Annotated in this window: 16 protein-coding genes; 9 read left to right on the top strand and 7 right to left on the bottom strand. The window is 71.0% G+C overall.

The features are described 5' to 3' along the window. The first annotated feature begins 98 nt into the window (after positions 1 to 98). Genes JYK04_RS14990 through JYK04_RS14980 form a run of 3 tightly spaced genes read left to right on the top strand, consistent with a single transcriptional unit; the run spans position 99 to position 2,800 of the window. A complete protein-coding gene (locus JYK04_RS14990; protein ID WP_189747796.1) occupies positions 99 to 947 on the top strand; it encodes a helix-turn-helix domain-containing protein in 849 nt (282 codons plus the stop codon). Next, positions 907 to 1,173: a DUF397 domain-containing protein gene (locus tag JYK04_RS14985; RefSeq protein WP_189747798.1), complete on the top strand. Its 267-nt coding sequence runs from the start codon at positions 907 to 909 to the stop codon at positions 1,171 to 1,173. Before JYK04_RS14990 ends, JYK04_RS14985 begins: the two co-directional genes overlap by 41 nt. Positions 1,174 to 1,207: 34 nt before the next feature. Then, on the top strand, positions 1,208 to 2,800 hold the full coding sequence (locus JYK04_RS14980; protein ID WP_189747800.1) for a serine/threonine-protein kinase: 1,593 nt from the start codon (positions 1,208 to 1,210) through the stop codon (positions 2,798 to 2,800). Positions 2,801 to 2,809: 9 nt separating this feature from the next. On the opposite strand, the gene JYK04_RS14975 is transcribed toward JYK04_RS14980, so the two are convergent. Further along, positions 2,810 to 3,484, bottom strand: a complete 675-nt coding sequence (locus tag JYK04_RS14975) for a DNA alkylation repair protein (RefSeq protein ID WP_189747802.1) — start codon at positions 3,482 to 3,484, stop codon at positions 2,810 to 2,812. 18 nt (positions 3,485 to 3,502) lie between these two features. Between JYK04_RS14975 and JYK04_RS14970 the strand changes: the two genes are divergently transcribed. Continuing rightward, positions 3,503 to 3,715 (top strand): hypothetical protein, encoded by a 213-nt coding sequence (locus JYK04_RS14970; RefSeq protein ID WP_189747804.1) that lies wholly within the window; start codon positions 3,503 to 3,505, stop codon positions 3,713 to 3,715. A 6-nt stretch (positions 3,716 to 3,721) separates the two neighbouring features. Here JYK04_RS14970 and JYK04_RS14965 read toward each other — a convergent pair whose 3' ends face one another. From JYK04_RS14965 to JYK04_RS14955, 3 genes are all read right to left on the bottom strand, one after another. After that, the gene (locus tag JYK04_RS14965) at positions 3,722 to 4,075 is read right to left on the bottom strand and encodes a hypothetical protein (protein ID WP_189747806.1); all 354 of its coding nucleotides are present in this window, start codon (positions 4,073 to 4,075) and stop codon (positions 3,722 to 3,724) included. 110 nt (positions 4,076 to 4,185) lie between these two features. Beyond that, positions 4,186 to 5,046, bottom strand: coding sequence for a hypothetical protein (locus JYK04_RS14960; RefSeq protein WP_202186062.1), 861 nt, complete (start codon positions 5,044 to 5,046; stop codon positions 4,186 to 4,188). A 93-nt stretch (positions 5,047 to 5,139) separates the two neighbouring features. Beyond that, complete coding sequence (locus tag JYK04_RS14955; RefSeq protein ID WP_229876925.1) at positions 5,140 to 5,517, bottom strand: peptidase inhibitor family I36 protein; 378 nt, start codon at positions 5,515 to 5,517, stop codon at positions 5,140 to 5,142. 277 nt (positions 5,518 to 5,794) lie between these two features. On the opposite strand from JYK04_RS14955, the gene JYK04_RS14950 reads away from it, so the two are divergent. Beyond that, positions 5,795 to 5,977: a hypothetical protein gene (locus JYK04_RS14950; RefSeq protein ID WP_189747810.1), complete on the top strand. Its 183-nt coding sequence runs from the start codon at positions 5,795 to 5,797 to the stop codon at positions 5,975 to 5,977. A gap of 128 nt (positions 5,978 to 6,105) precedes the next feature. Here JYK04_RS14950 and JYK04_RS14945 read toward each other — a convergent pair whose 3' ends face one another. Both JYK04_RS14945 and JYK04_RS14940 read right to left on the bottom strand, forming a co-directional pair. Beyond that, positions 6,106 to 6,522 carry a hypothetical protein gene (locus JYK04_RS14945; RefSeq protein WP_189747812.1) on the bottom strand — a complete coding sequence of 139 codons (417 nt, stop codon included), beginning with the start codon at positions 6,520 to 6,522 and terminating at the stop codon, positions 6,106 to 6,108. Between the two features lie 72 nt (positions 6,523 to 6,594). Further along, entirely contained in the window at positions 6,595 to 7,332 is a 738-nt protein-coding gene (locus JYK04_RS14940) for an SDR family oxidoreductase (RefSeq protein ID WP_189747814.1), read from the bottom strand. 94 nt (positions 7,333 to 7,426) lie between these two features. Between JYK04_RS14940 and JYK04_RS14935 the strand changes: the two genes are divergently transcribed. The 3 genes from JYK04_RS14935 (at position 7,427) to JYK04_RS14925 (ending at position 10,117) form a co-directional block, all read left to right on the top strand. Beyond that, on the top strand, positions 7,427 to 8,314 hold the full coding sequence (locus tag JYK04_RS14935) for a LysR family transcriptional regulator (RefSeq protein ID WP_189747816.1): 888 nt from the start codon (positions 7,427 to 7,429) through the stop codon (positions 8,312 to 8,314). A gap of 230 nt (positions 8,315 to 8,544) precedes the next feature. Further along, positions 8,545 to 9,507: a helix-turn-helix transcriptional regulator gene (locus JYK04_RS14930; RefSeq protein WP_202186060.1), complete on the top strand. Its 963-nt coding sequence runs from the start codon at positions 8,545 to 8,547 to the stop codon at positions 9,505 to 9,507. Positions 9,508 to 9,742: 235 nt separating this feature from the next. Further along, positions 9,743 to 10,117, top strand: coding sequence for a hypothetical protein (locus JYK04_RS14925; RefSeq protein WP_189747820.1), 375 nt, complete (start codon positions 9,743 to 9,745; stop codon positions 10,115 to 10,117). Between the two features lie 64 nt (positions 10,118 to 10,181). Here JYK04_RS14925 and JYK04_RS14920 read toward each other — a convergent pair whose 3' ends face one another. Then, the gene (locus JYK04_RS14920) at positions 10,182 to 10,805 is read right to left on the bottom strand and encodes a histidine phosphatase family protein (protein WP_189747822.1); all 624 of its coding nucleotides are present in this window, start codon (positions 10,803 to 10,805) and stop codon (positions 10,182 to 10,184) included. Positions 10,806 to 10,944: 139 nt separating this feature from the next. Between JYK04_RS14920 and JYK04_RS14915 the strand changes: the two genes are divergently transcribed. Continuing rightward, positions 10,945 to 13,077: an acyl-CoA dehydrogenase family protein gene (locus tag JYK04_RS14915; RefSeq protein ID WP_189747824.1), complete on the top strand. Its 2,133-nt coding sequence runs from the start codon at positions 10,945 to 10,947 to the stop codon at positions 13,075 to 13,077. Positions 13,078 to 13,084: the final 7 nt, after the last annotated feature.

Genomic DNA, 13,084 nt, shown 5'->3' with positions numbered 1-13,084 from the left:
CGTGATTCACGTCACCGGAGCGCATCCGGCTGATTACGCTCGGCGACAGGGCGAAACGAACGCCGAACGCACAGCGTGAACTTGGGGGTGACCACCTCATGGTCAAGATCCGCGAGCTCGATCCCAGCGCCTCGCCGCTGGACTACTACGGCTACGAACTGCGGCGGCTGAGGGAGCAGGCGGGCCTGAAGCAGGCGCAGTTGGGCGAGATCATCTTCTGTACGGGCTCGCTGATCTGCCAGATCGAGACGACGAAGCGCGTCCCGACCCGGGACTTCTCCGAGCGGGTGGACGCGGCGCTGGGCACCGGCGGGGTGTTCTCGCGACTGGTGGGCCTGGTGCTGCGGAGCGTGCTGCCGACCTGGTTCCAGCCGTACGCGGAGATGGAGGCCCGGGCCTCGTATCTCTCCACCTATCAAGCGCAGTTGGTGGATGGACTGCTGCAGACGGAGGCGTACGCGCGGGCGGTGTTGGGGGTGTGGAGTGAGGGCGACCTCGACGCAAAGGTGGCCGCCCGGATGGATCGTCAGCGAGTACTCGACCGCGAGATCCCGCCGCTGATGTGGGTGGTGATGAGCGAGGCCGTGCTGCACCAGGAGATCGGCGGCCGGGACGTCATGCGGAACCAACTCGCCCATTTGTTGGCGCAGCAGAGGCGACAGTGGGTCAAGGTGCAGATCCTGCCTTTCGAGGCAGGCGCCCATGCGGGGCAGCCAGGCTCATTCAGCCTCATGCGGTTCGACGAAGACCCTGACCTTGTCTATACCGAGGACTTCGTACAGGGCCATATGACGGCCAATCCTCAGGCTCTCAGGGAAGGTTCGCTCCGTTACGATCACTTGCAGGCAGCCGCGCTCTCCGTGGAGGCATCGGCGGTCCGGATCGCCCGAGTAATGGAGGAACGCTATGGAGATCATCCAGAACCTGACGGGCGCACGATGGCGTAAGTCCTCGTACAGCTCTGACACCGGCGGCCAGTGCGTCGAGTGCGCGCCGCTCGGTGACACCGGCTGGCTCAAGGCCTTGTACAGCGGGGACACCGGCGGTGATTGCGTCGAGGTCGCCGCTCAGCCCTGCCGCGTCGCCGTCCGGGACTCCAAGAACCCCGAGGGTCCCGTCTTCACCGTCCACCCGGCGGCGTTCGAGGCCTTCGTGAAATCCCTCTCTGTATGATCCGCTCCCTGACGACGGGGAGGGAGTCGGGGGAATGGAGCGCGTAGGACCGGCCGGTCCGACGCACGTGGGGCCGTTCAAGGTGGCCGGCGTGCTCGGGCAGGGAGGCATGGGGCGGGTACTGCTGTGCGCGGGGCCTGACGGGCGGCTGGTCGCCGTCAAGCAGGTGCTCGCGCACTTCGCCGACGACGAGGACTTCCGGGCCCGTTTCCGGCGCGAGGTCGCGGCCTCGCGCAAGGTCTCCGGTGCCTATACGGCGGCCGTCATGGACGCCGACCCGGACGCGCCGACACCGTGGCTGGCCTCGGTGTTCGTGTCCGGGCCCTCGCTCGGGGCCGTGGTCCGGGCGGACGGCGTGCTGGAGGAGGCCGTCGTCCACCGGCTGGCGGCGGGGCTCGCGTCGGCGCTCGCGGAGATCCACCGGGCGGGGCTGATCCACCGGGACCTCAAGCCCGACAACGTACTCCTCACCGAGGACGGGGTACGCGTCATCGACCTCGGCATCGCGCGGGCCACCGAGGGCGAGGTCGAGGGCGACACCGGGCTGACGCGCACCGGCTGGGTGATCGGTTCGCCCTCCTTCATGTCGCCCGAGCAGGCCGAGAGCAAGCCGCTGACACCGGCGAGCGATGTGTTCTCGCTCGGATCGATGCTGGTGATGGCGTTCACCGGCAGCAGCCCCTTCGCCGGGACCTCGACCCTCCAGACGCTCTACGACGTGGTGCACTCCACCCCCGACCTGAGCGCGGTGCCCGACGGACTGCGCGGGATCGTGGAGCGCTGCCTGGCCAAGGACCCGGCAGCCAGGCCCACCCCGGCGCAGCTGCTCGAACTCCTCGGGCCGGTCGCTCCGACAGGCCTGCAGTGGCCGCCCGCCGTGTACCGGATGCAGGCCGAGCAGCGGGCGGAGATCGACCGGCTGCTGTCCGCCGACACCGCGACCGTGGTGGCGCCGCCGCCGGAACCGCTCCCCGTGCCGGAGCCGGAGCCGGAGCCCGAGCCCGATGAGGTGGCGGAGCGGGCGGTCGAGGTCTCGGAGTCCGCCCCGCCGGCCGAGCCGGCGCCGACCCCGCCCCGGAGGCGGTCGCGGACGGTGGCGCTCGTGGCCGCCGGAGTACTGGTGGCGACGGGCGTCGGCGTGGGTGCGTACACCCTGGACCACCGGGCGGCGGAAGGCGCTGGTCCCGCGGCCTACGCCGACGTACCGGCCTGCCAGAAGGCCACCCAGTACATCCCCCTGACCGGGCGGGATGCCAAGCAGGACTTCCACAGCGCGAACAAGAACGAGGTGCACACGATGTGCACCTGGTACGACTCCTTGGCCGACCGGCGGACCGCGCTGGTCCGGTGGGACGTCAAGCGGGGCGGTGACGACGGAGCCAACGCGAGGCTCCAGCAGGCCGGTTTCGCCACGGACGGGGCCGGGGCGAAGCGGGTGAACAACCTGGGGTTCGGCGACGGGGCGTACTGGGCGTCCCCCGGCAGTACCGAATGGACCTGCGCGCTCTCCGTCCGGCACGGCAACCTGGTCGTCTGGGTCGGCCTCTACCAGCCCGGGGGCTGCGAGCAGAAGGCCAAGGAGATCGCCAAGGCCGCGCTGAAGCCCGTGCCGGTCAAAACCGGCTGAGCGCCCCTCCTACTGCTTCTCCTGCTGCCGTCGCACCATCTCGGCGATCCAGGCGGGCGCGAACGGAGATGTGCAGTTCGGAGGGGTCGGGTAGTCCTTGAGGACTTCCAGGCGCTCGCCGATGTCGAGGGCACGGGCGCGGTACTCGGGGTGCTCGATCCCGATCTGGGCCAGGCAGTGGTTCATCGCCCACTGCAGCCGCTCCGGGGCGTCCTTCATCTCCGCCTCGATGGCATCGAGCAGCCCCGGGAGGTCGAGGCCGTCGGGCTTCTTCGCGACCCGCTCGGTGGTCAGCGCCCAGCCGGCGCTCGCGACCACCGGATCGGGATCCGCGAACCAGGCGAGGCGCAGCTCTTCGGAGTGCGGGCTCTTCTTCACGACGTAGTTCACGAGCCAGTCGTGCACCTTGGGGGTGCGGGCCCCGCGCAGCATGGTGTCCAGCTCGTCGCGCTCGAAGGCCTTCGGGCGGCAGATCAGCAGCGCCAGGAGCATCGCCGCGCTGTCGTCGGTCCTCCAGAGTTCGCGTGCGAGGTCCTGCTGCGTCTTGAGGCGCTTGGCGACCGCGCGCAGCTTGGTGAGGTTCACACCGTGATCGTCACCGTGCCTCTCGTTGACCTCGCGGATCCGCGGGTCCTCCAGCGCCGCCAGCTCGGCCATGACCTGCTCGACCGTCGGCTCGGTCATCTCGGCCCCCTGTCCGTCGTGGATGAGTTCCGGCCAGCCTATGGCGCCCGGAGCGGTCTTTGTGCGGGCCGGCTGCTCGCGCTGGGCGAGGACGACCGCTTCGGCGGGTGGGGCGAACTGTATGCCGTGGCCGACCGGCTCGCCCGGTTCGGCCGGATGCCCGAGGCCATGGAGAACCTTGTCCTCGGGGTCATGCCGGCTCGCGTGGCCACCTCTGGTCGGGGTCGGTGATCCGCCTCAGCGGAATTCGTGGGTCACCTGGATCTCACCGACGATGTGGGCGTTGAAGTCGTCCAGCTCCTCGGCCGGAACCCAGAGCTCGAGGATGGTCCGCCCGCCCGCCTGCTGGACGGGGTAGCGGCTCAAGAACTCCGAGTCGACCTCGAAGCGGGTGACGAAGCCGACGCCGCTGTGCTTCACGTTCCAGTCCCGCGCGATCCTGATCGCGTAGTCCTCGTTGAGGACCGGGTAGAAGATCGGTTGCTCGGGCAGTCGGGGCGGCCACGCACGCCAGTTCATCTCCCGCACCAGGGCCAGCTCCTCGGGGCCGGTGGGGCGCCACAGGGTCGTCGTGGTCCGGGGGCTGGTCATGTGCGTCGCTCTCTGAACGGGTCCGCCGGTACGGCGGGTCGGGGGACCGGACGATACCTGCACCGCGAACCCGGCGGCCACGCGATTTCCGCGCCGGCGGTCACGAACTCCTACTGCGCGGCCGCGGCCTTCGCGGCGGCCACGGTCTTCTGTTTGGCGGCCAGCGGCGCCGCCAAGGTGCTCTTGTTGGCTTCGATCGCGAACTTCTGGTATTCGCTTTCGGCGTCGGACCAAATGCCGATCAGGTTCACCTTCTGCTTGCACAGGACGTCGGCGAGCGCCACTTCCTTCTCGTGCGGTCCGGGGATCGCGGCGCTGAATTCCTTGTCGTTGATTGCGGCGAGGGGGTCAGGGTAGGCGTGCCCGGACTCCTTCATGCAGTTCGACCACTCCTCGGTCGCTTTCACCACCGCGGGAGCCTTCTGCGACTTCGCGTAGCTTTCCATGTTGAGTTTGTGGGGGAGATTCAAGGCGTCCTGCAGCTCGACCTCGTGCAGTTCCCTCTGCGCCTCTCCGATGCATCCGCCCTGCGGTACGGCTACGCCGTTGTACGTGGGCACCTCACCCGTGACGAGCGGCATGACCGACGAGGGATAGTCTTCGGCCCGTTTGTCCATGTCGGGCACGTGATATCCGTGTTGTTTCGCGAGCTCCGCGTCGGCCAGGCCGTAGCGCCGCTCGTTCGTTTCGATATCGGTGTTTCCCCGCGCTTTGGGGGTATATGGGGCGCCCAATCCGTTGAGGCACCGCTGCATGATGGAATCGCGGCCGCGGGCGAGTACGCCCGCGTCGGCGGTCGTCAGCAGGTATTCGTCCAGGGGCAGCTCGAGGGCCTTGCTGTCGGTGAGGCTGCGCGCCGCCGTCCGGCCTGGGGGTTCGCCGGGGCCGGCGGTGCCGGCCGAGCACGCGGACAGGAGCGGGAGCAGGAGCACCGCCATGCCGGCGCACGCTCTGGTGGAAGGGGTGGCCACGTTCACTGGTTTCCTCTACGGGTGGCAAGGAAGGGTGCTCCGCGGCCGCGACGGCGGTTGCGGAACACCCTTTCCCGGGCCAGGTGCCGATGCTCAGCAGATCATGTCTCGGACGGAAGCGTTGTTGTTGTACGTGTTCACAAGGTTCCGGGAGGTGTGAGCCTGGACGGTGTCGTACGGGCCGGCGTAGTTCGAGTTGTAGTAGACCCGGTAGCAGTAGTTCGAGGCGTTCTGGGTCGACGCGGCATTGTTCTTCACCGGCTCGCCCTCACCAGTGGCCCACGTGGTGAATATTTCCCCGGCGAGATTGGGCACGTCGCCGTCCGTGAACCAGCGGGCGCCGCCCTGGTTGGAGTTGTAGTAGAGACAGAAGAAACCGGTCTGGCATGCATATGCACTGGCCGGGGTGGCCATTCCGATGGTGACACCGGCTGCCGCGACCAAGAGTGCCAGGGCCCGCTTCATGCGCATGGTTCGTCCCCCTGCGTAGTGGTGTTCCCGCCGACGCCAAATCGGGCGCCACGAAGGGGAGTTGGGTCCCGAATGCGGCACGCTCGGACCCGGGTCGGCCGTGTCCGTGCCGACTATAGTGAACGGCTCATCTGTACTCAACAGCCTGTATATAAGCCCGAGTTGGGGTGAATGAGTCGGTGGACCCGCTATCTGCGGGTGTACTCGGACCGCCTTGGCGCGGGGTGCACTGTCAATACGGTGGCGGTGGGAGTGGGCGAGTTGCTTGGATCGGCACATGGAGAACTCGATCTGGGACGCGTTGCCGCCGGTGGTCCGGGAAGAGGTGGACGAGCTGATCACGAGTGGTCGGCAGCTTCACGCGGTGAAGCTCATCCGGGAGGCCCACCCCGGGCCGCGTCCTCTGCTGCGCGACGCCGTGGAGGTGATGAGCGAGCGCGTGGCGGAGCTGCGGTGCTGACCCGGGCGCCGGGACCCGGCGCCCTGCCCGCGACGACGGGGGCGACCGTGCCGTCGGTCAGTGGACGGGTAGGGGCCGGGACAAAAACGCCGTGGCGGCCGGGCCCCGGCCGCTGCCCGCCCTTCCGGTCAGCGCAGGTGTGAAAGCCGCAGCAGGGCCTCGTTGCGGACATCCGGGTCCGTATCCGACGTCAGCGTTCGGAGTTGCGCGATCAGCTCGGCGCCGTCCTCTCCGGTCGCCCAGCGCGGGTCGCAGTCAAGTTCCGCAGCGAGCTGATCGGCCGTTCCCTCGCCGGACGCCACTGCGCGGGCCGCGAGCACGGCACGCAGGCCGGCCAGATCTCTCCGAGCCAACAGGGCCGCAGCGGTATCGGAGGTCACCCCGGTGTCCTCGGCGTCCAGGAGCAGACGGTGCAGGACACCGGCGACGCTCTCGATCCGAGGCGCCGCCGCCAGCCGTCGTCCGGCGGCCGCCCTGACGTGCCAGGCCGGAGAGTCGGCGTCAGCGATCGAGCGGCGAAGCCCTAGCTCTGCGAAGTCTTCCACGGCGCCAGGCTCCCAACCGGATGTCTCGATCAAGCTTGGTCGGGACAGTAGTCGGTGGTTCGTGGCGCGGGGTTACCAGGGGATGGTCCCGTCGTCCTCGAAGAACGAACCGGTCGGGCCACCGTCCGGCAGCGTGGCGAGCCGGATCGCCGTGGCTGCGCCCTGCTCGGGGGTGCGGGATCCGTGGAAGCCGGTGAAGTCGGTCGCGACCAGGCCGGGGCAGGCGGCGTTGATCAGGATGTCCGTGCCGGCGAAGTGGCGGGCGTACTGCACGGTGACGGCGTTGAGGAACGTCTTCGACGGCGCGTAGGCCGCCATGACCGGACCGATGTCGATGCCCGGGTCCGCCTGCCGGGTCAGGGAGCCGACGCCGCTGGAGACGTTGACGATGCGGGGCGACCCGGAGCGCCGCAGCAGCGGCAGCATCGCGTTGGTCACCTGGATGACGCCCAGCACGTTGGTCTCCACCACCGTCCGGACCACGTCGAGATCGAGGCTGGTCGGATCCTGGGCCCACCCGGGCCCCATCTCCCCCGGGATGCCGGCGTTGTTGACCAGGACGTCGAGGCCCCCGGCCTCCAGCTCGACCAGTTCGGCGGCCTCGGTGACGCTGCGTCGGCTGGTCACGTCCAGCGGCACGCCGAACGCGTCGACCCCGGCGGCGCGCAGCTTCTCGACAGCCTCCCCGAGCCGGGTTTCGTCGCGGGCTCCCACGCCCACGCGGTGTCCCAAGGTGCCCAGACCGGCCGCGATCGCGTACCCGATGCCTTTGTTCGCGCCGGTTATCAGCGCGATCTTTGCTTTGCTCATGCCGTTGATGCTCGCCCTCGGCCGAGCGGAGCGTCCAACACCGAAACGGTATCCTGCGATACCCGCCAGGTATCAGCGCAGGAAGGGGGCAGTCGTGGACGCCTTGGAGACCCGCGAGCTCAGGTACTTCATCGCCGTCGCCGAGGAGCTGCACTTCGGCCGCGCCGCGGGACGCCTGGGCATGGCCCAGCCGCCGCTGTCCAGAGCCATCCAGCGGCTCGAGAAACGCCTCGGGGTCCGTCTGCTGGACCGCGACCGCCGCGGCGTGCGCCTGACCGGCGCCGGTCAGGTGCTGCTGCACGAGGGCCGCGCGGCCCTGGACGCGACCGCTGCCGCGGCGCGACGCACCCGCCGCTCCTGCAGCACGGACCATCCGGGCGGCCCCCGAGAACGCCTGGTCATCGCGGTCAAGGCCGCCGCCTCCCACGATCTGTTGCAGCGGCTGCTCGACGCCTACGCCGCCGAGCCCGACGCCGCCGAGATCGAGGTGCTGGCCGGCGGTTTCACCGAGCAGGAGCAGATGCTGCGCGACGGCCGCGCCGATGTCGCGCTCCTCATCGTGCCGTTCAACTCCCTGGCCGGGTTCGACAGCGAGGAACTGCTGACCGAGGGGCGGATCGCCGTCCTGCCCGCAAGGCACCCGCTCGCGGCGCGCAAGGTCCTGTCCATGGCCGACATCAGCGACGTCCCCGATCTCCCGATCGCCCGCTGGCCGCGACACGGCGCCTACGCACCCGGTCCAGGCCCGGAAGTCCGCGACCACACGCAGCTGGCCCAGCTGATCGCCCTCGGACGCACCATGGCCGTCGTCCCGGACTCCGCGCGCACCTGGCTATGGCACGAGCACGCCGCCGTGCCCCTGACCGACGCACCTCCCGTCCACACCCACATCGCCTGGCCCCCGCACAGCCGCTCACTCGCCCTCGCCCGTCTGATCCGCACCGCCACGCGGCTGGTTCCGGACAGCGCGCCGACGCACTGAACGGCCGCCCTGGCCAGCCGCTTCAGGTCGGTGGATCTGCAAGGAGCCCGGCCTGCTCGCGCAAGGCCCGTAGGGCTCCTGTGCGCAGCCTGGGCCGCGCCGCGCACATGCGGGGATAATGGTGCGATGTGGGCCTTGCGTTCTTCGACGACAGGCGTCTGGCGTGTGACCTCCATGCCGCGGCGAGCCAGAACGCCGGCCCCGAGCAGGTCGGAGCGGGGATTTCGCGCGTGCTCGCCCCCATCGTGGCCCACGACGCGTTGAGCCTGGTGGGAACCGATCCGGCAACCGGTCCTGGGCTGGGCAGTTTCAGTTTCTGGCACCAGTACGATCCCGCGCTGGTCATGGAGCTCGTCATGCACCGGCATCTGGGGGGTGACCCGCGGCGGTCGGCGGTTCCGACCCTCCTGCGGACCCCGGCCGTCGTCGCGGGCGCGGGCACCGACGGGTCGCCCGTGCCCGACCCGCGTGTGCGGAAGATCCTGACCGCCTACGGGGCGAGTTCCGAGCTGCGGCTGCTCCTCCAGGACAGGCGCGGGGTGTGGGGGGCTCTCGGGCTGCTCCGCTGTGCGGGTGCCGCGCCGTTCGGCCAGGACGACGTCCGGCGGGCGGCCCGGCTCGTACCGGCACTGCTGGCCGCCCTGCGCCGGTACGCGACGGCCGGTCCGCTCTGCCCCGAGGTTCCCCCTCTGCCGGCGGGAGTGATCACCGTCGGTCCCGACCACCGGATCAAGGCGGTCAGCCCGCAGGCGCAGCTGTGGCTGGACCAGTGGTCGGCGCACGCCATCCCCTCGTGGGTGCCGGGGGCCTTCCTCGTCTCGCTCTCCCTCGTCGCCCGGACGCAGGCCCGCCGTCAGGGCGGGGCGATTCCCCTGGTGTGCGCGCCCCCGGCGGCCTCCGGCCGCTGGACCACCTGTCAGGGCCAGGTGCTCGACGCGGACGCCGCGGGCGATGTGGCCCTCGTCGTCCAGGGGGCCACGTGGGACCTGGTCCTGCCGTCGTTGTGCGCGTGGTACGGCATCACTCCCCGGGAGCGCGACGTCGTCACGCAGCTCCGCACGGGGGCGTCCGTCAAGCAGATCGCCCGCCGCCTCGACCTGTCCGCGTACACGGTCAACGACCACCTCAAGGCGGTCTTCCGCAAGACCGGAGCGGACGGGCGCGACGAACTCGGTGCCGCGCTGACCCGCTGATCCGCGGTTCGTACATCCCTGAAGTCAGGGGGTCGCGGCGACCCGGATCCGGCCCACCATGAGAAGCAGACCGGAACACCCGCGGTCGGCTCGCACAGCGAGGCCGGGACGTCCTTCCTCGTCGAGCCGCCGGCGTACACGGCCCGGTCTTCCGGAGATCCCCGCACCGGCATGGCGTGCCGATTTCGACACGCCTGCGCCATGTCGGGATCCCCCCTCACCGAAGGGAACGGACATGACCCAGAAAACGGCAAGCGGCAACGCGGTGAAGGCCGCGGTGAAGGCCGGGCCCGAGCAGGCGCTCCCGTCCACGGGCGGAAGCGGGGGCCAGGCGCAGTTCAATCCGGAGATGGCCGCCCAGACCTTCGACTTCCGGGGCCACGGGATTTTCGACGGGGAGGTGAAGCTGCCCGGCTTCGGCGGGGCCTGGGCCATGGTGCTCGCCAACGTCACGGAGTTCAGTCCCGTCACCGACAAGCCCATCCTGGGATCCGCGGTCGTCACCCTGCACAACGTGGCGCCCCAGGACGGGGGGTGGGTGAAGGTCCGCATGGAAGCGCGCTGGCCCGAGGACCTCTCCATCAGGGTCCAGTTCATGTGGTTCCTCTGAACCCGCTCGCCGACCCGGCGCCACCCGAGGGGGCGCGGGAAACCGCGCCCCCGGAGGGTCTCCTTCAGATGTGCGACTCGGGCGGGAAGCCCGTCCAGCGCAGTTCGGCCGGCAGGTGCCGCATGTCGTTGCAGAGGAGCACGGAGGCGGGCCGGCCGGGCGCGTAGCGGATGACGGTCAGGGCGGCGTTGGCGTGGTTGAGCCCGAGCCAGCGCCACTTCGGCGCGTACATGGCCTCCCGGACGAGCCAGGCGACCAGGAAGTTGTGCGTGACGACCAGCTCGTGCCGGTCCTCTGCGCCGTCCACCGGCCCGGTGAACAGCTCCATCGCCCGGCGGGCCAGCGCGGGTCCCTGCTCGATTTCCTCGGCGCTGGCACCGGCGAGGAAATCGAGGAAGTAGTCGGCCGATTCCGGCGGGAGTTCATCCCGCTGCGGCAGGTGGGGGACGTAGTCGCCCGCGACCTCCGAAAGGTGCAGCGGGACGCCCGTCAGCTGGTCGCCGATCAGGCGGGCCGTCTGCTGCGCCCGGGGCAGCGGGCCGTGGTGGACGGCCGCGAGGGGGACGTCCCGGAGGCGTCGGCCGAGCAGTACGGCCTGTCGGCGGCCGTTCTCGGTGAGCCCGCTCTCGTCCGGTGATGCCTCACCGTGCCGGGCGAGATAGAGGTATCGGGTGGCCGTGCCGGTCATTCCAGACTCCTTCGAACTCACAGTCGATCTTGTGAGTCCGAGGACGTCACCCCCTCGGGGGCCGGTTCCCGCCCCCGGTCCCCGAATCACCCTTCATCTGACCTTCCGTCAGATTGGAACGTGTTCTAGTCTGCCGCGCATGGGCATCGGAATCACGCAGGAGCAGCGCGAGTTGGCCGAGGCGGTGCGCGGCTGGGTCGCGCGGGCCATGCCTCCCGAGGAGGTCCGCAAGCTGCTCGACACCCCGCCGCAGACCGGGGCGCGGCCCGCCTACTGGGACGCGCTGACCGCGCAGGGGCTGCTCGCCCCGCACCTGGACGGCGGCACCCTGCTCGACCTGGCCGTCGTCGTCGAGGAGACGGCCCGGGCCGCGCTGCCCGGGGCGTACCTGCCGAGCGCGCTGGCGTCCGTACTGCTGCAGCGGGCCGGCGCCGAGCCGCTCGCAGGCCGCGTCGGGGCGGTCGCGCTCGGGCCGGGGACCCTGACCGCCGTCGCCGTCGAGGGCGGCGGCCACCTGCTCGACGGACTCGCCCCGCCCGTGCTCGGCGCCGGTGAGGCCGACCTGGTGCTGCTCGCCGCCGAGGCCGCGGACGGCACCCGCTGGTTCGCCGTCGACGCCGCCGCGCTGGACATCCGTACGCACGACAGCGCCGACCCCACCCGCCCCACCGCCGAGGTGCGGGCGCGCGGGGTCGCCACCGGCCCGGACCGGCTGCTCGCGCTGGACGAGGCCCTGGTCCGCGACCTGGCCTGCACGCTCTTCGCCGCCGACGCCTGCGGCACCGCCGCCTGGGCGCTGCACACGGCCGCCGAGTACGCGAAGGTGCGCGAGCAGTTCGGCCGGCCCATCGGGCAGTTCCAGGGCGTCAAGCACCTGTGCGCCGACATGCTGGTCCGGCTGGAACAGGCCCGGGCGCTGGCCTGGGACGCCGCACAGGCGATGGACGAGCCCGCCGACGTGCGCTCGCTGGTCGCCGCCCTCGCCGCCGGGACCGCCCTGGACGCCGCCTACTCCTGCGCCAAGGACTGCATCCAGCTCCTCGGCGGGATCGGCTTCACCTGGGAGCACGACGCCCACATCTACCTGCGGCGGGCCCTGGTCGCCCGCCAGCTGCTGGGGCCCGGCGACGGGCACCGCGTACGGGCCGTGCGGTGCGCGGCGGGCGGTGCGCGGCGCGAGCTGCGCCTGGAACTGCCCGCGGAGGCCGAGGCGTACCGCGCGAAGGCCCGTACCGCCATCGCGGACGCGCGCGGACTCGATCCGGCCGCCGCGCGCCGGATCCTGGCCCCCACCGGCTACGCGGCCCCCTACCTGCCGCCGCCCTACGGGATCGGGGCGGGCCCCGTCGAGCAGCTCGTCGTCCAGCAGGAGCTGAGCGCGGCCGGGGTGAAGGTCGCCGACCTCGGGATCGCCACCTGGGTGGTGCCCTCGCTGCTCGCCTACGGGACGCCCGCCCAGCGGGAGGCCCACCTCCTGCCGACCCTGCGCGGCGACGTCACCTGGTGCCAGCTCTTCTCGGAGCCGGGCGCCGGCTCCGACCTGGCCTCGCTGCGGACCCGGGCGGAGCGCGGGGAGGACGGCTCCTGGAAGGTCAACGGCCAGAAGGTGTGGACGAGTTCTGCACACAGCGCCGACTTCGGGATCCTGCTGGCCCGCACCGACCCGGACGCGCCCAAGCACAAGGGGCTCGGCTACTTCGTCGTCGACATGAAGAACACCCCCGGCATCGACGTCCGGCCGCTGAAGGAGATCACCGGCGAGGCCCTCTTCAACGAGGTGTACTTCGACGACGTGGTGCTCCCGGCGGACGCGCTGGTCGGCGCGGCGGACGGCGGCTGGAAGGTGGCCCGCAACACCCTCGGCAACGAACGCGTCCACATGGCCGACCAGATGACCTTCGACACCGGCCTGGAGGCGCTCCTCGCGCGCGCCGCCGACCTCGACGGCACGTACCGGGCGCGGATCGGCGCACTCGCCGCCGAGGCCCACGCCCTGGCCTGCATCGGGCTGCGCACCACGCTCCAGCAGGTGTCGGGGCTGGAGCCGGGCGCGGGCGCCTCCATACGCAAGCTCGTCCAGACCCCGCACCAGCAGCGGACCGCCGAGCTCGCGCTCGAACTGCTGGGGCCGGCGGGCGCGGTGCGGGAGGGGGCGGGGGAGCGGGCGGTGCACGGGATGCTCATGTCCCGCTGCCTGACCATCGCCGGGGGCACCACGCAGGTCCAGCTCAATGTCGTCGCCGAGCGGATCCTCGGCCTACCCAGGGACTAGGAGTTGT

The sequence above is a fragment of the Streptomyces nojiriensis genome (assembly GCF_017639205.1).
GTDB classification, from domain to species: Bacteria; Actinomycetota; Actinomycetes; order Streptomycetales; family Streptomycetaceae; genus Streptomyces; species Streptomyces nojiriensis.
Note: the sequence above shows the minus strand (reverse complement) of the source record. Positions and strands in the feature narration are given on the sequence as shown.